Below are 17131 nucleotides of genomic sequence, written 5' to 3' on the forward strand. Positions count from 1 at the left end.
GGTCGAACAATTGGCTAAAAAGTCTTTAGTTGTAAAGAATCATCGACCTGCTAAGTTCTCAACACAAGAATATACTCGTTGCGAACGTTGCGGCCGACCACATTCTGTTTATCGCAAATTTAAGCTGTGCCGTGTTTGCCTTCGTCAATTAGCACATGAAGGTCAAATCCCAGGCATGAAAAAAGCTAGCTGGTAGTTTAATAAGACAGGAAAGGGAGGTAAATTAATCAATGGTCATGACTGATCCAATTGCAGACTATCTAACTCGCATTCGTAACGCCAACATGGTGCGCCACGAATCATTAGATGTTCCTGCCTCAAAAATCAAAAAAGACATCTCTGAAATTTTGAAGCGTGAAGGTTTCATTCGCGATTACGAAGTTACTGAAGATGGCAAACAAGGTATGATCCGTATTTTCCTTAAATATGGTCAAAACCGTCAACGCGTCATTTCTGGTTTGAAACGTATTTCAAAACCAGGCTTGCGTAGTTACGTTAAAGCTGATGATGTTCCTAAGGTATTGAACGGTTTAGGTATCGCAATCCTTTCTACATCTGAAGGTGTTATTACAGATAAAGAAGCTCGCGCTAAAAACATTGGCGGCGAAGTTTTAGCATATGTATGGTAATCCTTAAAGGTCAGGAGGTGTTTTGTTAGATGAGTCGTATTGGCAATAAGGTAATTGAACTTCCAGCAGACGTTACTGTTACTGTTGAAAATGATCAAGTAACTGTTAAGGGACCTAAAGGTGAATTAACACGTACTTTTGATCCAGCAATTACTATTAAAGAAGAAAACAACGTTATTTCATTTGAACGTCCAAATGATAACTACAAGGCCATTCACGGTACAACACGTGCTAACTTAAACAGCATGGTTGTCGGTGTTACTGAAGGCTATACTAAGAAGTTGCAATTAGTCGGTGTCGGATATCGTGCCCAAATGAAAGGCACAGCATTAGTTCTTAATGTTGGCTTTTCACATCCAGTTGAATTGGAAGCTCCAAAGGGTATTAAGATTGAAGTTCCTTCTAACACAGAAATCAATTTGAGCGGCATTAGCAAGCAAAAGATTGGTCAATTTGCAGCAGAAATTCGTGCTATCCGTCCTCCAGAACCTTATAAAGGTAAAGGTATTCGTTACGTCGATGAAGTTGTTCGTCGTAAGGAAGGTAAGACTGGTAAGTAGTAATTCAAATTAATCTATGAGGTGAACATTGTGATTTCAAAACCAGACAAAAATAAGACACGGCAAAAACGCCATACGCGTGTCCGTGGCAAAATCTCTGGTACTGCAGAGCGCCCTCGCTTGAACGTTTTTCGTTCTAATAAAAACATCTACGCTCAAATTATTGATGACGTAGCGGGTGTGACGCTTGCAAGTGCCTCAACTCTTGATAAAGAGTTAAATGCATCAGGTTCTAAAGTAGAACAAGCACAACAAGTTGGCGAATTGATTGCTAAACGTGCTCAAGCTAAGAACGTTGAAGAAGTTGTCTTCGATCGTGGTGGCTATCTCTATCACGGCCGTGTTCAAGCTTTAGCTGAATCAGCTCGTGAAAACGGACTTAAATTCTAGAAAGGAGAAAACCACACATATGACTTATATTGATCCAACTCATTTAGATTTAGAAGACAATGTTGTTTCTATCAACCGTGTTACTAAAGTTGTTAAAGGTGGACGTCGTCTTCGTTTTGCTGCAATCGTAATTGTTGGCGATAAAGCTGGACACGTTGGCTTTGGTACTGGTAAAGCTCAAGAAGTACCTGAAGCTATTCGTAAGGCTAGTGAAAATGCTAAGAAGAGTTTGATTGAAGTACCTATGGTTGGTACAACAATTCCTCATGAAGTGTATGGTCACTTCGGTTCTGGTGTTATCATGTTGAAGCCTGCCGTTGAAGGTTCTGGTGTTTCTGCTGGTGGTGCCGTTCGTGCTATCATGGAATTAGCCGGTGTAGCCGATGTTACTTCTAAATCATTAGGTAGCAACACACCAATTAATGTTATCCGTGCCACAATGGATGGATTAGCTCAATTAAAAACTGCTGAGCAAATTGCTAGTCTTCGTGGTATTTCTGCTCAAGACTTACAAGATTAGGAGGATTTGTTGATGGCTAAGATTAAAATCACGTTAAAACATAGTGCCGCTCATCGCATTCCTGCTCAGAGAAAAATTGTTAGGGAATTAGGATTAGGCCGCATCAACAGTAGTGTTGTTAAGCCTGATAACGCTGCAATCCGTGGCGCAATTTTCAAAATTTCTCACTTAGTAGAAATCGAAGAAGTTAACGACTAATATTATATAAATTACAAGGAGGTGCTAGACTTCATGAACTTGCATGAATTGAAAGCTAGTGAAGGTTCACGTCGCAACCGTAAGCGTGTTGGCCGTGGTACTTCGTCAGGTCAAGGTAAAACTGCCGGTAAAGGTACTAAAGGTCAATTAGCTCGTCAAGGTGGCAAGACTCGTCTTGGTTTCGAAGGTGGCCAAATGCCTTTGTTCCGTCGTATGCCTAAACGCGGCTTTAAAAACATCAACCGTAAAGAATTTGCAATCATCAATCTTAACGATTTAAATCGTTTTGAAGATGGTGCTGAAGTTACGACAGAAGCATTGATTAATGCTGGTATCATCAAGAAACAACTTGATGGTGTTAAATTATTAGCCAATGGTGAATTGACAACTAAGGTCAATGTCAAAGTTGCTAAGTATTCTGCAGCTGCAAAAGAAGCTGTTGAAGCTGCTGGTGGATCTGTCGAGGTGATTTAATGCTCACGACACTGCGTAATGCATTAAAAGTAAAAGAGATTCGTAAAAAGATTCTCTTCACTTTGTTGATTTTGTTTATCTATCGCTTAGGTGCACAAATCACAGTGCCAGGCGTAGATGCTGCAGCATTGACAAAATCTAGTTCCTTGGTTTCGTTGTTGGATACTGTCAGTGGTGGTAGTTTATCCAACTATTCATTATTTTCAATGGGTGTTTCACCATTTATCACTGCCCAAATCGTCATTCAATTGTTACAGATGGATATTGTCCCTAAGTTTGTTGAATGGAGTAAACAAGGTGAAGTTGGTCGTCGTAAGTTAAATCAAGCAACACGTTGGTTAACAATTCTATTAGCATTTGTTCAATCAATTGGTATCACAGCGGGATTAAATTACTTAAGTGGTTCAGCTTTAGTTGAAAACTTAAGTGTCCAGACTTATATCGTCTTAGGTATTATTCTAACTGGTGGTACGATGTTATTGACTTGGCTTGGTGATCAGATTACTGATAAGGGTATTGGTAATGGTGTTTCAATGATTATCTTTGCTGGTATTATTGCTCGTTTACCTCAAGGTATTTACGAATTGTTTAACGACAATATCATTAACGCTACGAACAGTGAACGTCCAATGAATATCGTTTGGATGGTTGTTTTACTCGTTGCTGTCTTGTTTATTGTTTATTGGGTTACGTTTGTCCAACAAGCCAATCGTAAAGTGCCAATTCAATATACACGTCGGGCAGCAAGTGGTGGTAGCGAAAGTTACTTACCATTGAAAGTGAATGTTTCTGGCGTTATCCCCGTAATCTTTGCGAGCTCGTTCATCATTACGCCATCAACTATCTTAATGTTTTTCCAAGAGAATCACAGTCAAGATAGTTGGTATCAAACGTTGAGCAATATTTTCAGTATGCAAACAACAACTGGTTCAATTGTTTATACTGTTTTAATCATTCTGTTCACGTTCTTCTATGCTTTTGTTCAGGTTAATCCTGAAAAATTAGCTGAGAATTTACAAAAACAAGGTGCTTATATTCCAAGTGTTTGGCCTGGGAAAGAAACTGAAAAGTACTTCTCTGGCTTGCTAATGCGTTTATCAACTGTTGGCTCCATCTTCTTAGGTGCTGTCGCATTGTTACCACAATTAGCTGCAAATATTTGGGGACTACCTCAATCAATTGGTTTAGGTGGGACTAGTTTATTGATCGTCGTTGGTGTTGCACTGGAAACTTCAAGACAATTAGACGGATTAATGATGAAGCGTCAATACGTCGGATTTATTCGTTAAGTGGAGGTATCCGTAAGGTGAATTTGATTTTGATGGGTCTGCCTGGTGCCGGTAAAGGTACTCAAGCAGAAAAGATCGTTGATGAATATCACTTAGCACACATTTCTACTGGTGATATGTTCCGCGAAGCTATGGCTGAGCAAACGAAAATCGGTTTAGAAGCTAAAAAGTATATTGATAATGGTAATCTTGTTCCTGATGAAGTCACGAATGCAATCGTTAAAGAACGTTTGCAAAAGCCAGACACTGATGTTGGTTACATGCTCGATGGTTTTCCTCGGACAATTGATCAAGCTAATGCGCTTGAAGAAATTTCTAAGGACTTAAATAAACCTGTTGATGCTGTAATTAACATTGATGTCGATCCTGAAGTACTGGTTGATCGCTTATCCGGTCGGTTCATTTGTAGAACTTGTGGTGCAACTTATCATAAGTTATACCATATGCCTAAAGTTGCTGGTACTTGTGATCGTTGTGGTGGTCATGATTTTTATCAACGTGAAGATGATAAACCTGAGACTGTTAAGAATCGTCTTGCAGTCAATATTGAAATGAATACACCGTTACTTGATTTTTATCGCGGTAAAGATTTACTTTATACCGTCAATGGTGAACAAGATATTGATCTGGTTTTTGATGAAATTAAGTCAATTTTGTCAAAATTGAACTAACTCTTGGTTCAGTGGTATAAAGTAAAGATAATTTCTTGGTAATGCAATTTACTTTGTGATAAACTTAGTCCTTGTTTACGCCAAGTTGTTGTGGCATTGCTTTAAAAATTGTGCATCATTCACTTTATGAATGATGAAAGCAAATTTTAATGAAGATTGTTTTTACTTAATTGTCACAGCTAGTTTTTTTCTGTATCCACTCGTTTAACCAATTAGGAGGAATTAATTTTTGGCAAAAGATGACGTAATTGAAGTCGAAGGAACTGTTACTGACACGCTTCCTAACGCAACTTTTAAAGTTGAATTAGAAAATGGAGCATCAGTGTTAGCTCACGTTTCTGGTAAGATCAGGATGCATTACATTCGTATACTTCCTGGCGATAAAGTTACAGTCGAATTATCACCGTACGATCTCACCAAAGGCCGTATTACTTACCGTTATCGTTAGTAAGTCGTGTCAATTGATTTCGTATATTATCAGGAGGCTTAGAAAGAATGAAAGTTAGACCATCCGTAAAACCAATGTGCGAACATTGTAAAGTTATTAAGCGCAAGGGTCGCGTTATGATCATTTGCTCTGCAAATCCAAAGCATAAACAACGTCAAGGTTAATAGGAGGTGTAATTAATGGCTCGTATCGCAGGTGTTGACTTGCCCCGTGAAAAACGGATTGTGATTGCGTTGACCTATATCTATGGTATTGGTAACACAACTGCAGAAAAAATCATCAAAGATTCTGGTATTTCTGAAGACATCCGTGTTAAAGATTTAACACCAGATCAAGAAGATAAGCTTCGTGTAGAAGTCGACAAGATTCGTGTCGAAGGTGACTTACGTCGTGAAATTTCACGTAGTATCAAACGTCTCCAAGATATCGGTTCTTATCGTGGTATCCGTCATCGTAAAGGTCTACCAGTTCGTGGACAAAATACGAAGAACAATGCCCGTACACGTAAGGGACCAAAAGTCTCTATCGCAGGTAAAAAGAAATAATAATTTAATTAAGATAGGAGGTAAGTGAATTCATGGCAGTTCGTAAAGGAACACGTAAGCGTCGTGTCAAGAAAAATATTGAATCCGGCGTTGCACATATTCATTCAACGTTTAATAACACTTTAGTAATGATTACTGATCCTCAAGGCAATGCAGTTGCATGGTCTTCTGCTGGTTCTTTAGGTTTTAAAGGTAGCCGTAAATCTACACCATTTGCTTCTCAAATGGCTGCAGAAGCTGCTGCTAAAGAAGCTATGGAACATGGTATGAAGTCTGTCGAAGTTGCAGTCAAAGGACCTGGTTCAGGTCGTGAAGCTGCTATTCGTGCGTTACAAGCTACTGGTCTTGAAATCAGTGCTATTCGTGACGTCACACCCGTGCCACATAACGGATCTCGTCCTCCAAAGCGTCGTCGTGTTTAGTGGCCGTTGTTCATATTCAGCGTTGTAGATACGTTAAACGATCAACACACGACACGTTTTGAAAGGGGTAAAGATTGAATGATCGAATTTGAAAAGCCAAACATTACAAAAGTTGATGAAAGCACCAACTATGGTAAGTTTGTGATTGAACCGCTAGAACGTGGTTATGGTACCACGCTTGGCAACTCATTGAGACGGATTTTATTGTCATCTTTACCTGGCTCTGCTGTCTCAAGTATTCAAATCGATGGTGTGCTTCATGAGTTTTCAACCATCGATGGGGTCATGGAAGATGTTACCCAGATTATCCTGAATATTAAGAAAATTGCCATAAAAAATCACTCGGAAGAACAAAAGGTTATTGAAATCGACGTGGATGGCCCAGCGACTGTTACAGCCGCAGATATTAAGGCTGATGACGATATTGAAGTTCTTAATCCAGAACAATATATCTGTTCAATCGCTGAGGGTGGCCATGTTCACATGCAAATGACAGTTAGCAACGGTCGTGGATACGTCCCTGCTGATCAAAACAAGAATGGCGATATGCCAATCGGTGTCATTGCAGTTGATTCAATTTTTACCCCAATCAACCGAGTTAATTATCAGGTCGAAAGTACCCGTGTTGGTAAGCGTAATGACTTTGATAAGCTGACATTAGACGTTTGGACCAACGGTTCGATTTCGCCACGTGAAGCAATTAGTCTTGCTGCAAAAATTCTTTCAGATCATCTTAATATTTTTATTGACCTTTCTGATGAGGCTAAGAATACTGAGATTATGGTCGAAAAAGAAGAAACGCAAAAAGAGAAGAAATTAGAAATGACAATCGAAGAACTCGACTTGTCAGTTCGTTCTTATAATTGCTTGAAACGTGCTGGAATCAACACCGTTCAAGAATTGACTAATAAAACTGAAGCCGATATGATGAAAGTTCGTAATCTTGGCCGCAAATCACTTGAAGAAGTGAAAGCTAAGTTACATGATCTTGGATTGTCATTACGCTCAGATGATTAATTTTGTTTAAAAGGAGGTTACATTCATGAGTTATCGTAAATTAGGTCGTGCATCTGCTCCTCGTAAAGCTATGTTACGCGATTTAACAACCGATTTGCTGATTAATGAACGCATTGAAACTACCGAAACTCGTGCCAAAGAAATCCGTCGGACAACCGAAAAGATGATTACTTTAGGCAAGCGCGGTGATTTACATGCACGTCGTCAAGCTGCCGCTTTTGTTCGTAACGAAGTTGCTGACATTCGCGAAGACGGTGACGATGTTATTGTTCAATCTGCTTTGCAAAAATTGTTCAGTGATATTGCACCACGTTATGCTGATCGTAATGGCGGTTATACACGTATCTTAAAGACACGTCAACGTCGCGGTGATGGCGCACCAATGGTTATCATTGAGTTAGTATAATTTAAACAGCACGATTAATTTCGGCCAATTTTCATTTCACAGATGTGAGTGCGAGCGTTACGATGATGGGAACCCACCAAGTCTAGCTTAGAAGCTGATTAATTCATTTGAGTTAATCTTGAGCTTCCCATCTGTGAATGATTATTGTACATAGTAAACAAAAAGGCTTAGGATTAATTTCCTAGGCCTTTTTGTTATTCATTACGGGTTGTTAACATGTGATTGTCTTTAAAATCGTAAGCTATTTTGATTTGAACAAAGTATTTAAATCATGATGGCCAACCTGTGCTACGCCATACTCTGATGATTTATGGTAAAATGTTAGCATGTTTATTTAAGGAAGTTATGAGATGACTGAACAATCGATCATTAGTGTTAAAAATGTGACCTATCGTTATCCCTATGCTGAGCAAGCAGCGCTTAATGATATTAGCTTAGATATTCAAGCCGGCCAATGGGTTGCCATTGTTGGTCATAATGGTAGTGGTAAAAGTACGTTGGCTAAAACCTTTAATGGCTTAATCGAACCACAAGCTGGTGAAATTTATTTTGCTGGCAAGTTGCTTGATGAAGCAACTGTTTTTGACGTACGCAGTAAATTAGGAATTGTCTTTCAAAATCCTGACAATCAATTTGTGGGTGCCACAGTTGCTGATGATGTTGCTTTTGGTATGGAGAATAATGGTATTCCGCGCACAGAGATGCTACCGCGTGTTGAGGCGGCTTTGCGCAAGGTGCGAATGTGGGATTATCGTCATCAAGAGCCTGCACGTCTTTCAGGTGGTCAAAAACAACGTGTGGCTTTAGCCGGTGTGTTAGCGCAGCGACCACAGGTGATTGTTTTAGATGAAGCGACGAGTATGCTAGATCCACAAGGACGCCGTGAAATTATTAGTTTAATGACGCAACTACGGCAAGCTGGTAATTTTACGATTATTTCAATTACTCACGATGTTGATGAAGCAGCGTTAGCAGATAAACTGGTCTTAATTGACGATGGCAAATTGGTCACTGAGGGCTCGCCTAGTGAATTATTCAGCTATCCAGAGCAATTACATGCACATGGTCTCACTGTGCCGTTAAGCGAGCGTATCAGTGCTAAATTACGTACTGAAGATTATGCACTACCTGATCACTATTTAAATGATAAACAGTTGGTGGATGAATTATGGACATTACATTCAAAAATGTAAATTATACGTATCAAGCCAATTCACCGTTAGCAACGGTGGGTTTAAAAAATATTAACTTGGAATTTAGGAGTGGCACCTATACTGCAATTATCGGTCAAACAGGTAGTGGTAAGTCAACCTTATTACAGCATCTTAATGCGTTGTTGCGCCCGACTAGTGGCGAGGTGGTCGTTGGTTCACAAGTCGTGACGCCAACGACGAAGAATAAAGAACTCTATGATTTACGGCGTAAAGTTGGCTTAGTTTTCCAATTTCCTGAGAGTCAGTTATTTGAAGAGACGGTTTTAAAAGACGTTGCCTTTGCACCAAAGAATTTTGGTAAAAGCGAAGATGAAGCCAATCAGATTGCTAAAGAAGCATTACGTTTAGTCGGCATTGATGAATCTTTAGAAAATAAAATGCCTTTTGATCTATCTGGTGGGCAAATGCGCCGAGTTGCGATTGCTGGTGTTTTAGCGATGGAACCAGAAGTATTGGTATTAGATGAACCCACTGCTGGTTTAGATCCGTTAGGTCGGCAACAGATCATGGATCTCTTTTTAAGTATTCATCAAAAACGTCACTTAACTACAATTCTAGTTACGCATCAAATGGACGATGTGGTTAATTACGCTGATGATGTTGCCGTCCTAGAACATGGCGAAGTGATTAAATTTGGCACGCCTCAAGAGGTTTTTGCTGACTTACAATGGTTAAACGAACATAATCTAGAATTGCCTAGCACGGGCCAATTAGTTCAGCAGCTCATCAAAAAAGGATTTCAGTTTGAACGATTGCCTTTGACTGAAGCCGAATTAATCACGGCAATAAAACCGCAATTAGAACGGGGGCCAGAAAATGGATAAAATGATTTTTGGTCGTTATTATCCCGGCGGCTCGTTCATTCACCGCTTAGATCCTCGTCTGAAACTTATCATTAATATTATCTTTATTGTCTTAATCTTTTTGATTAAGCATTGGTACGATTATTTGATTTTAGGCGGTGTGGTTTTGGCTGGGGTACTATTATCGGGAGTCTCGTTAAGATTCTTCCTACGGGGCTTGAGGCCGATGCTATGGCTGATATTATTTACAGTTGGCTTACAGTTATTCTTTACCAGTGGTCAACATGTCTATTGGCAATGGGGTGTTCTCTCAATTAGCCAAGAAGGGTTGATCAATGCAACGTATATTGCCCTTAGATTTCTCTTGATTATTTTTATGTCGACGTTATTGACCTTGACGACGCAGCCATTGGCGATTGCTGACGGGATGGAATATTTAATGCGACCATTAAAAGTGGTTCATTTCCCAGTTAATGATGTGGCTTTAATGCTATCTATTGCCCTCCGTTTCGTGCCGAAATTAATGGACGAAACAACTAAGATTATGAACGCGCAACGGGCACGGGGCGTTGATTTTAATAATGGTAGTTTAATTAAGCGGGTAAAAGCCTTAATTCCATTATTGATTCCGTTGATGATGAGTAGTTTAGATATTGCTACGGATTTAACAACGGCGATGATTTCACGAGGTTACCGTGATGGGGAAGGACGGACGCGTTATCGTATTCTTAAGTGGCGGCGCCAAGATACTTGGACGCTAGTAACTTTTGTGATTATTGCGATTGTTGCTGTTCTCTAGTCATCAATTAAATTGAATAAGACTTGGTTTAAATCACTGATTTGTGTATCATAAAATCAGTGATTTTTTTAGAAAGTGGGAAGAAAATGCCGCGTTATAAAGTAACTGTCGCCTATGATGGGACGAAATTTGCTGGTTTTCAAAGTCAACCGAATCAGCGTACTGTCCAAGGAACGATTGAAACTGCACTAACCAAAATGAACAAAGGCGAATTTATTCGGATCTATGGTTCTGGGCGCACTGATTCTGGTGTTCATGCATTGGGACAGGTGATTCATTTTGATTATCCTTCAGAAATTCCCGCACGTAATATGCTGTTAGCCTTAAATAGTCTCATGCCCTTAGATATTGAAGTTATTGCTAGCGAAATTGCTGAACCCGATTTTCACGCGCAATTTAATACGATTGCTAAATGTTATCAATATCGGGTAAGTCGTGGTCGGTTTACCGATCCCTTTAAGCGACTATATACAGGCCATTATCCCTATGCCTTAAATCAGCAGCGAATTGAGACCGCGTTACAAGATTTATTGGGAGAACATGATTTCACAAGTTTTGCGGCTAGTGGCGGGGTTATTAAAAATAAAGTCCGCACGATTTATCGCGCAACGGTTGAATTTGATGAACAACATGATGAAGTTATCTTCGAATTTGTTGGTAATGGCTTTTTATACAATATGGTGCGCATCTTAGTGGCAACACTGTTAGAAATTGGCAATGGGCGCCGTGCTGAACATGATTTTTTAAGATTATTTGAAGTTAAAGATCGCCAACAAGCACGAGGAACTGCGCCAGCAAGTGGTTTATATTTGAAGAAGGTTTATTATCCTGGCGAAGAAAAAGATGTTCAGAAAATTAGTTTAATTTAAAACTTCAGCTTTTTATCAAACTTTTGCGGAAAAAAGGTGCAAAAAAGCATCCTGAGCCGTTCAGATGATTGACTTTGCCCAAAAGATTAGGTACACTAGTTCTTGGTATTTGTTTGCCCCACGATAGGCCCCGGAAACTTATTGAGTGTCAAACAAAATTATTTATGGAGGAATTTATCGTGCGTACAACCCCTTTAACTAAACCAGCTGATGTCGAACGTAAATGGTATGTTGTTGACGCAACAGATATCGCCTTAGGACGTGTTTCTGCTGCTGTTGCTGCAATCTTACGTGGTAAGAACAAGCCAACATTCACACCAAACATCGACACAGGTGATAATGTCATTATTATTAACGCTTCAAAAGTCAAATTAACTGGTAAGAAAGCAACTGACAAGATTTACTACCATCATAGTAATCATCCCGGTGGTTTGAAGAGCCGTACTGCTGGCGAAATGCGTGAAAATAATCCCGTACGTTTGCTTGAACTTTCTATTAAGGGTATGTTGCCAAAGAACTCTTTAGGCCATAGCCAATTTATGAAGTTACATGTTTATGCTGGTGCAGAACATGAGCAACAAGCACAAAAACCAGAAGTATTGGATATTACAAACTTAATCTAGGGAGGAAATAAAAGTGGCACAACAAGTTGTTTATAACGGCACAGGACGTCGTAAAGATTCAGTTGCGCGTGTTTTCCTTGTTCCTGGAACAGGTAAAATCACGATCAACAAAAAGAGTGCAGAAGAATATCTGCCATTTGCTAACTTAATTTTAGACTTGAAGCAACCATTAGTTATGACTGAAACTGAAGGTAGCTATGACGTTAATGTTAACGTTCATGGTGGTGGCTTCTCTGGTCAAACAGGTGCAATCCGTCACGGTATCGCTCGTGCATTGTTAACTGTTGACCCTGATTTCCGTGATGTTCTTAAACGCGCAGGCATGTTAACTCGTGACTCACGTATGAAAGAACGTAAGAAACCAGGCCTTAAGAAAGCTAGAAAAGCTTCACAATTTAGTAAGCGTTAATCGTTGTCATACCAACGATTACAGACACTTTCCAGAAATGGAAGGTGTTTTTTTTATGGTCAAATTGGTACGAAATTGGTACGAGTTTTTTTGGTCAATTTTAAGAGATTTTCAGGCCTTTTTTCGCCGCTCTTTTTCCAATCTATTCACGAACATTCGATGAACTTCTGGATTGATGATATCTGGTGTATTAACGTAAATTCTAGTTGTTTTAACATCGGAATGGGTTAATGATTCAGAGATCTGTTCCATCGTGGCGCCGCCTTGTCTTGCAAGGGTACTAAAGGTATGACGGAGCTTATGAGGATGAAGTGGCGCTAATTCAGGATGGCGATGCTTAATCGATTTAATCCGGTAATTAAGGTAGTCAGAATGGAGAGGTTGATTGACGCCACCATGAGTATTTGTATAACTGAAAAGAAGCTGACTATTACTCTGTCTAATGTTGAAGTATTTCAGTTCTTCTTTTTGTTGCTCTTTCCATTCGATCAGGAGTGGGACTAATTCTTTCGGTAGCGTCATTTCACTGAGCTTACGACCTTTAGTAGACTTTTCTTCACCATAACGATCTAATGCGCGGGTAATATATATCTTACCTTCTTCTAAGTCAACATTCCGCCACTTTAAAGCATAGGATTCGCTCTTACGGTCACCTAGATGCAATGTCAGCATGAATAGGAGATAGTCTTGTAAGTTGAGCTTACCATTTTGATAGTCCTCAAAAGCAGCGTCTAGCCACTCTAAAAGCTCTTGTGCTGTTAGTGACTCACCCTCAGCTTCACGTCGTTTCTTTAATCGATCTTTCTTGGGCGAGTTGATGAAACGTAACGGTTTTTCTAAACGATCATATTCGATATAGTCCAAAACTTCCGCTGTTTCAAACATTTGTCTAACGTAACTCTTAACTGTTCGAATATTTGCGTAGGTTTGAGAAAAAGTAACCAATTCACGTACCACGAAATCTTTATCCTCGTTTAATTCAGCTAGTGTATATTGGCCAAACATCGGAATAAGATGATTGTTGAATAGATTAAGCGTATTAATTTGAGTAGCTTTCGTTGGTACGGTTCTGGTTCGACCAGTTGAACCTGAGACATACATTTGCCAGAAAACTGTTTTGAAAAAATCCTCAAAAGTGACTTGACCTTTGGTTTCGTATAGATGACCTTTACCAGTTCGTTGCACACTATCAATTTTGAATTGAATATCTCGTTCAGCTTGATGAGCTTCTCTCAAAGTATTACAGGTTTTGCGGTAACGAGTTTGTTTTACTTTTAAAATTGATCTGACTTCTTTTGGATAGAACACCTCCACACGATAATTTCCTGCTGCTGTTTTTGTAATTGCCATTATAGTTACCTCCAAGAAATTGAGAAGTAATTTGTTGGCAACGTAAGGCTATAACCTCATATTACCATCTCTCATATTTTTAGTCATCCAGTCATCAATGGCGATACGATCAAAGCGAACAGAGCTACCAATAACAACTCTTGGGAGACCAATTTTAATCCATTTATCTAAAGTGTTGTTTGTTACCCGTAGATATTTACAAGTTTCATTTTTCTTTAGATAGCGAATGTTTAATTCAGCATCCTGACGAACTCTTACTACTTGATCCATCATCAATGTATATAGCTCAGATTGAAGTTTATCTACTTGATCATCACTAATACAAATTGAAATATCATTACTGATGTTAAACACCTTCTTTACAACCTTGATTAATAGTTCTTACGATATATAAAAGCAGCAGGGTAGTTCAATTGCATATTAGCCATTACTAAAGTTCTGTGACCAAACAGATACATAGGCATTTCACCTCTCCCTTGTGACGTCGGAGCTTCGCAGAAGTATCATTATCAATTCTTGAAGTCCTGGCATATTTGGTTAGAATATTTGATCTTATCTGTCGTTCGCTCGCAGTGGTCTTGGCGCAGAAATCAATCAGCTCATTCAAGAATATAAAGTCTTTAGTAATTGGTATTCAGTTGTCAAAGATCTAAGTAAAAAAATATAGCGAAGAATTTCTTCTTCACTATATAAAGATGCAAAAATTTCGATTTTTGAAACCCGAGAATAAAAATAATTTCAAAAAATATTTAATCGTAATAACTGTGTATCTGAATGATATAAGGTGTTTTAAAAATAATTTGTTAGGTTATAATTAATGTTATGTAGTTCACAATAAGCCTTTTTAAATGCAGATTTTTAGATTTTAGGAGAAATTATTATGAATGACAAAATCCAATATTATAATGATTTGATGAAGTTAACCTATGGTGATGCTATTAATAAGCTGTTAAGTTTACATGGGGCAAGTACAGATGATTATTACCGAGAGCAATCATATAATAGATTTTTTAATCAAGAAATAAAATCTATTACGAAAGGTAAATTTACTAGAACAGCTGATGGACTATATTGCCATCATATCGATGAGGATAAATATTTAAATTTAAGTGATATAAATTATATTAGAAAGAATAATTATCCATTTGAACTACAGAGAAAAGAAAGGCTAGTATTTTGTGATTTATTTGAGCATCTAATCTTGCATGCCTTAATTGCTAAAGAAACCAATGGAAAATTTGGTTTTCCGGGATACATAACTTATATTTCTCCAATGATTGAAGATTGGTTTATTGCTCAGAATCAACCGTTAGGAAAAGAATGGATGATGAATTGTTACCATCGGGCATATTTAAATCCCAAAGAAGCTCAAGATGTACTAGATAGTGTTAAGCTAATACTTCCTAAACGATGTATTGATAAGATAAATGAGATTGATCAAGAAATAGAAGAATTCAATCGTCAACGTGAATCTTTTCTTAAAGCGAAAAAAGAATGGGAGAATGGAAGAGAAGAAAGAGAGAAAAAGGAGAGAATTCAGCTGAGAATACGGCAGGAAAATGAAGAAAAGATCAAAATTAATAAATTTTATGAAAAATATCCTAAGTTTAAGGAGTTAAATATTCAAATCAATACTCCAAGAAAAAGATTATTAAGTATGCTTTATGAATTAAAATATGATAAAAGTTTTGCAACAAAAAAGGATTTCGAGACTTTTAAACTATCTGCTTTTCGTGAAGACATATTACAAGAACTTTATCGCACGATTTTGCTGACGTCTAGCAATAAATAGCTTTTTTATTTCTGATAGAATAAGTTTCTATATTTTTTTGCGGAGTGAAATTTTTAAAATTATTTTTCTAAAGAAAGTCATTAATGTAATTAGCTGATGTTATTAAAAATAATATGAATTATAAAAAGAGCCCATAGAGGACTCTTTTTCATTTATTTTTAAACTTCTCAACATCAAAATTACGGATGACCTTGATTAAATGTAAGTGCAACTCTTGATAGCAATCTTCATCAAAGGTTTTACGGCCATATTTAGCTTGTCGAATACAAATCGGATCAAAACGAAATAGTAGTTCAACCATTGCTTCTTCATTACCGGCTTGTGCTGCTAAAATCGTTGGGACTAAATTGATCTGTTCCATGTCTTAATCATCCTTTCATGAACTGAAATAGCGATCTGCAAGAATACTCAGCGCATAACGACGTTGTTGGCTTATTGTCTGACCACTGACACCAAGAAGCTCGCCAATTTGATAGTCAGAGGCATTCTCAACGAACTTCCAGTAAAGGATGAATTTTTGACGAATATTTAGTTCAGATAGTGCAATTGAGAGCTGGTCATTATCAACAAAATCCTCCATATGCCAGATATCATTGAAACTCATACGTTCTAACAATTGTGGTGTTTCTGATTTCATTAATTTTTCAATCAGCCATGTATCATAAGGAATAGCTTCAATCTGATTTAGTTGTTCGCGATATAGTTGGAATGACCGGCGAATGAGAGCACTTCTGACGTAGTAAACAAAAATTTTAGTGACTTCAATTTCAGTTTTCAAATGACTTACCTCCTAAACGTAGTGAAATTGCTAGAATTTCCTGTTCACTATATAAAGATGCAAGTTATTCATTTTTTGAAACCCATTAAAAAATTATTTTACTAAACCGAGAATAATGATCATAATTTCTTGATTACTTTCCTGATAATGATGTTCAGACCAAGTTCTAATAACCGCGGTTAAGCCACCAGCGATATAGTTTTCTTGAAATACAGGATGATTCTGAACGGGAAGTACATTTTGTTTGATAATCTGATGAACAATTAGAACTAAGTGTTCGGTTAAAATCTTCTCCAGATGATTATCTATTAAATCATCAATTAGTCTTCGATTGAGACTAAAGTATCTAACTAAATACTCCAATGTATTGATATGGGGTGTATTATCAGCTTTATGCAGGTGACGTACCATTGAATAGAGTTGACCATCGAAATATTTGCGTAGCATATCCTCCTTTGAATTGAAATTCCAGTAGAAAGCAGACCGAGAGATATTTGCTTTCTGGCAGAGTTCCAATACTGTTATTTGGTTAATTGGCTTTTGATCCATTAACTGAATAAAAGCTGCAAAAAGAGAATTTCTAGCAACTTCATTGCCATTATTAACAGGAAACTTGTAGGTTCGATATTTCATTGGACACTCTCCATGATTTGTTTAGTCTTTTAAAAAATTTAACTCACGACAGCTTACTAAAAATAAGTGTTAATTCTATCTTCTTAGAATTTAAGATATATACTTGGTTCCAAAATCGTATATCAAAAAAGGTTGTTTCATAAAGCTAAGCTCTAAATCTGGATTAATATGAAACACACTCTACTTAAAGTGCTCTATTTTAGCAATGCGGTAAGTCCATATGATTAAAATATAAGCTGTTTATGGCTCGATATGAAAATAGGTGAGATGATATTAAAAAAATTGCGACTTA

At 37.8% G+C, this 17131-nt stretch carries 27 protein-coding genes; 22 read left to right on the plus strand and 5 right to left on the minus strand.

Translation table 11 applies throughout. The features are described from left to right. Positions 1 to 10 precede the first annotated feature (10 nt). The 21 genes from FC84_RS05755 to rpsI all read left to right on the plus strand — a co-directional run bounded on the left by FC84_RS05755 (position 11) and on the right by rpsI (position 12286). Positions 11 to 196: a type Z 30S ribosomal protein S14 gene (locus FC84_RS05755; protein WP_057756742.1), complete on the plus strand. Its 186-nt coding sequence runs from the start codon at positions 11 to 13 to the stop codon at positions 194 to 196. Positions 197 to 230: 34 nt separating this feature from the next. Next, positions 231 to 629 carry a 30S ribosomal protein S8 gene (gene rpsH, locus FC84_RS05760; protein ID WP_057756744.1) on the plus strand — a complete coding sequence of 133 codons (399 nt, stop codon included), beginning with the start codon at positions 231 to 233 and terminating at the stop codon, positions 627 to 629. A gap of 29 nt (positions 630 to 658) precedes the next feature. After that, positions 659 to 1189, plus strand: coding sequence for a 50S ribosomal protein L6 (gene rplF / locus FC84_RS05765; protein ID WP_057756746.1), 531 nt, complete (start codon positions 659 to 661; stop codon positions 1187 to 1189). A gap of 21 nt (positions 1190 to 1210) precedes the next feature. Beyond that, positions 1211 to 1579 (plus strand): 50S ribosomal protein L18, encoded by a 369-nt coding sequence (gene rplR, locus FC84_RS05770; protein ID WP_057756748.1) that lies wholly within the window; start codon positions 1211 to 1213, stop codon positions 1577 to 1579. A 19-nt stretch (positions 1580 to 1598) separates the two neighbouring features. Further along, positions 1599 to 2099, plus strand: a complete 501-nt coding sequence (gene rpsE / locus FC84_RS05775) for a 30S ribosomal protein S5 (protein WP_057756750.1) — start codon at positions 1599 to 1601, stop codon at positions 2097 to 2099. Between the two features lie 12 nt (positions 2100 to 2111). Continuing rightward, positions 2112 to 2297, plus strand: coding sequence for a 50S ribosomal protein L30 (rpmD, locus tag FC84_RS05780; protein WP_057756752.1), 186 nt, complete (start codon positions 2112 to 2114; stop codon positions 2295 to 2297). A gap of 33 nt (positions 2298 to 2330) precedes the next feature. Continuing rightward, a complete protein-coding gene (rplO, locus tag FC84_RS05785; RefSeq protein WP_057756753.1) occupies positions 2331 to 2771 on the plus strand; it encodes a 50S ribosomal protein L15 in 441 nt (146 codons plus the stop codon). After that, positions 2771 to 4060 (plus strand): preprotein translocase subunit SecY, encoded by a 1290-nt coding sequence (gene secY, locus FC84_RS05790; protein WP_057756754.1) that lies wholly within the window; start codon positions 2771 to 2773, stop codon positions 4058 to 4060. Before rplO ends, secY begins: the two co-directional genes overlap by 1 nt. A gap of 17 nt (positions 4061 to 4077) precedes the next feature. Then, positions 4078 to 4731, plus strand: a complete 654-nt coding sequence (locus tag FC84_RS05795) for an adenylate kinase (RefSeq protein ID WP_057756756.1) — start codon at positions 4078 to 4080, stop codon at positions 4729 to 4731. Positions 4732 to 4960: 229 nt separating this feature from the next. Beyond that, complete coding sequence (gene infA / locus FC84_RS05800) at positions 4961 to 5179, plus strand: translation initiation factor IF-1 (protein WP_057756758.1); 219 nt, start codon at positions 4961 to 4963, stop codon at positions 5177 to 5179. Between the two features lie 47 nt (positions 5180 to 5226). Then, positions 5227 to 5343, plus strand: coding sequence for a 50S ribosomal protein L36 (gene rpmJ, locus FC84_RS05805; protein WP_057756760.1), 117 nt, complete (start codon positions 5227 to 5229; stop codon positions 5341 to 5343). A 15-nt stretch (positions 5344 to 5358) separates the two neighbouring features. Next, positions 5359 to 5724, plus strand: a complete 366-nt coding sequence (gene rpsM, locus FC84_RS05810) for a 30S ribosomal protein S13 (RefSeq protein ID WP_057756762.1) — start codon at positions 5359 to 5361, stop codon at positions 5722 to 5724. Between the two features lie 32 nt (positions 5725 to 5756). Then, positions 5757 to 6146, plus strand: coding sequence for a 30S ribosomal protein S11 (rpsK, locus tag FC84_RS05815; protein WP_057756763.1), 390 nt, complete (start codon positions 5757 to 5759; stop codon positions 6144 to 6146). Positions 6147 to 6224: 78 nt separating this feature from the next. Continuing rightward, the gene (locus FC84_RS05820) at positions 6225 to 7163 is read left to right on the plus strand and encodes a DNA-directed RNA polymerase subunit alpha (RefSeq protein ID WP_057756766.1); all 939 of its coding nucleotides are present in this window, start codon (positions 6225 to 6227) and stop codon (positions 7161 to 7163) included. Between the two features lie 25 nt (positions 7164 to 7188). After that, on the plus strand, positions 7189 to 7569 hold the full coding sequence (gene rplQ, locus FC84_RS05825) for a 50S ribosomal protein L17 (RefSeq protein WP_057756769.1): 381 nt from the start codon (positions 7189 to 7191) through the stop codon (positions 7567 to 7569). Positions 7570 to 7919: 350 nt separating this feature from the next. Continuing rightward, the gene (locus FC84_RS05830; protein WP_057756771.1) at positions 7920 to 8762 is read left to right on the plus strand and encodes an energy-coupling factor ABC transporter ATP-binding protein; all 843 of its coding nucleotides are present in this window, start codon (positions 7920 to 7922) and stop codon (positions 8760 to 8762) included. Further along, entirely contained in the window at positions 8738 to 9607 is an 870-nt protein-coding gene (locus FC84_RS05835; protein ID WP_057756773.1) for an energy-coupling factor ABC transporter ATP-binding protein, read from the plus strand. Before FC84_RS05830 ends, FC84_RS05835 begins: the two co-directional genes overlap by 25 nt. After that, the gene (locus FC84_RS05840; RefSeq protein ID WP_057756775.1) at positions 9600 to 10385 is read left to right on the plus strand and encodes an energy-coupling factor transporter transmembrane component T family protein; all 786 of its coding nucleotides are present in this window, start codon (positions 9600 to 9602) and stop codon (positions 10383 to 10385) included. Before FC84_RS05835 ends, FC84_RS05840 begins: the two co-directional genes overlap by 8 nt. Positions 10386 to 10471: 86 nt before the next feature. Then, positions 10472 to 11254: a tRNA pseudouridine(38-40) synthase TruA gene (gene truA, locus FC84_RS05845; RefSeq protein WP_057756777.1), complete on the plus strand. Its 783-nt coding sequence runs from the start codon at positions 10472 to 10474 to the stop codon at positions 11252 to 11254. A gap of 179 nt (positions 11255 to 11433) precedes the next feature. Next, positions 11434 to 11877: a 50S ribosomal protein L13 gene (gene rplM, locus FC84_RS05850; RefSeq protein WP_057756779.1), complete on the plus strand. Its 444-nt coding sequence runs from the start codon at positions 11434 to 11436 to the stop codon at positions 11875 to 11877. A gap of 13 nt (positions 11878 to 11890) precedes the next feature. Beyond that, positions 11891 to 12286 carry a 30S ribosomal protein S9 gene (gene rpsI, locus FC84_RS05855; protein ID WP_057756781.1) on the plus strand — a complete coding sequence of 132 codons (396 nt, stop codon included), beginning with the start codon at positions 11891 to 11893 and terminating at the stop codon, positions 12284 to 12286. Between the two features lie 111 nt (positions 12287 to 12397). Here rpsI and FC84_RS05860 read toward each other — a convergent pair whose 3' ends face one another. Continuing rightward, a complete protein-coding gene (locus FC84_RS05860) occupies positions 12398 to 13636 on the minus strand; it encodes a tyrosine-type recombinase/integrase (RefSeq protein ID WP_057756783.1) in 1239 nt (412 codons plus the stop codon). 48 nt (positions 13637 to 13684) lie between these two features. Further along, positions 13685 to 13990 (minus strand): helix-turn-helix domain-containing protein, encoded by a 306-nt coding sequence (locus FC84_RS05865; protein ID WP_225733083.1) that lies wholly within the window; start codon positions 13988 to 13990, stop codon positions 13685 to 13687. 526 nt (positions 13991 to 14516) lie between these two features. On the opposite strand from FC84_RS05865, the gene FC84_RS09045 reads away from it, so the two are divergent. Further along, complete coding sequence (locus FC84_RS09045) at positions 14517 to 15428, plus strand: SAV1803-related protein (RefSeq protein WP_057756785.1); 912 nt, start codon at positions 14517 to 14519, stop codon at positions 15426 to 15428. A gap of 148 nt (positions 15429 to 15576) precedes the next feature. Here the strand turns inward: FC84_RS09045 and FC84_RS05875 are convergent, their stop codons facing one another. The 3 genes from FC84_RS05875 to FC84_RS05885 all read right to left on the minus strand — a co-directional run bounded on the left by FC84_RS05875 (position 15577) and on the right by FC84_RS05885 (position 16839). Next, on the minus strand, positions 15577 to 15789 hold the full coding sequence (locus tag FC84_RS05875; RefSeq protein ID WP_057756787.1) for a helix-turn-helix domain-containing protein: 213 nt from the start codon (positions 15787 to 15789) through the stop codon (positions 15577 to 15579). Positions 15790 to 15804: 15 nt separating this feature from the next. Beyond that, positions 15805 to 16206, minus strand: a complete 402-nt coding sequence (locus FC84_RS05880) for a sigma factor-like helix-turn-helix DNA-binding protein (protein ID WP_057756788.1) — start codon at positions 16204 to 16206, stop codon at positions 15805 to 15807. A 93-nt stretch (positions 16207 to 16299) separates the two neighbouring features. Further along, positions 16300 to 16839, minus strand: coding sequence for a TetR/AcrR family transcriptional regulator (locus tag FC84_RS05885; protein WP_057756790.1), 540 nt, complete (start codon positions 16837 to 16839; stop codon positions 16300 to 16302). Positions 16840 to 17131 lie beyond the last annotated feature (292 nt).

This window comes from Lapidilactobacillus dextrinicus DSM 20335, from assembly GCF_001436095.1.
GTDB classification, from domain to species: Bacteria; Bacillota; Bacilli; order Lactobacillales; family Lactobacillaceae; genus Lapidilactobacillus; species Lapidilactobacillus dextrinicus.

Coding starts and splice junctions, on each gene's coding strand:
- rpsH (WP_057756744.1), top strand. CDS start 231: ATGGTCATGACTGATCCAATTGCAGACTATCTAACTCGCATTCGTAAC.
- rplF (WP_057756746.1), top strand. CDS start 659: ATGAGTCGTATTGGCAATAAGGTAATTGAACTTCCAGCAGACGTTACT.
- rpsE (WP_057756750.1), top strand. CDS start 1,599: ATGACTTATATTGATCCAACTCATTTAGATTTAGAAGACAATGTTGTT.
- rpmD (WP_057756752.1), top strand. CDS start 2,112: ATGGCTAAGATTAAAATCACGTTAAAACATAGTGCCGCTCATCGCATT.
- rplO (WP_057756753.1), top strand. CDS start 2,331: ATGAACTTGCATGAATTGAAAGCTAGTGAAGGTTCACGTCGCAACCGT.
- secY (WP_057756754.1), top strand. CDS start 2,771: ATGCTCACGACACTGCGTAATGCATTAAAAGTAAAAGAGATTCGTAAA.
- rpmJ (WP_057756760.1), top strand. CDS start 5,227: ATGAAAGTTAGACCATCCGTAAAACCAATGTGCGAACATTGTAAAGTT.
- rpsM (WP_057756762.1), top strand. CDS start 5,359: ATGGCTCGTATCGCAGGTGTTGACTTGCCCCGTGAAAAACGGATTGTG.
- rpsK (WP_057756763.1), top strand. CDS start 5,757: ATGGCAGTTCGTAAAGGAACACGTAAGCGTCGTGTCAAGAAAAATATT.
- FC84_RS05820 (WP_057756766.1), top strand. CDS start 6,225: ATGATCGAATTTGAAAAGCCAAACATTACAAAAGTTGATGAAAGCACC.
- rplQ (WP_057756769.1), top strand. CDS start 7,189: ATGAGTTATCGTAAATTAGGTCGTGCATCTGCTCCTCGTAAAGCTATG.
- FC84_RS05830 (WP_057756771.1), top strand. CDS start 7,920: ATGACTGAACAATCGATCATTAGTGTTAAAAATGTGACCTATCGTTAT.
- FC84_RS05835 (WP_057756773.1), top strand. CDS start 8,738: ATGGACATTACATTCAAAAATGTAAATTATACGTATCAAGCCAATTCA.
- FC84_RS05840 (WP_057756775.1), top strand. CDS start 9,600: ATGGATAAAATGATTTTTGGTCGTTATTATCCCGGCGGCTCGTTCATT.
- truA (WP_057756777.1), top strand. CDS start 10,472: ATGCCGCGTTATAAAGTAACTGTCGCCTATGATGGGACGAAATTTGCT.
- FC84_RS05860 (WP_057756783.1), bottom strand. CDS start 13,636: ATGGCAATTACAAAAACAGCAGCAGGAAATTATCGTGTGGAGGTGTTC.
- FC84_RS09045 (WP_057756785.1), top strand. CDS start 14,517: ATGAATGACAAAATCCAATATTATAATGATTTGATGAAGTTAACCTAT.
- FC84_RS05875 (WP_057756787.1), bottom strand. CDS start 15,789: ATGGAACAGATCAATTTAGTCCCAACGATTTTAGCAGCACAAGCCGGT.
- FC84_RS05885 (WP_057756790.1), bottom strand. CDS start 16,839: ATGAAATATCGAACCTACAAGTTTCCTGTTAATAATGGCAATGAAGTT.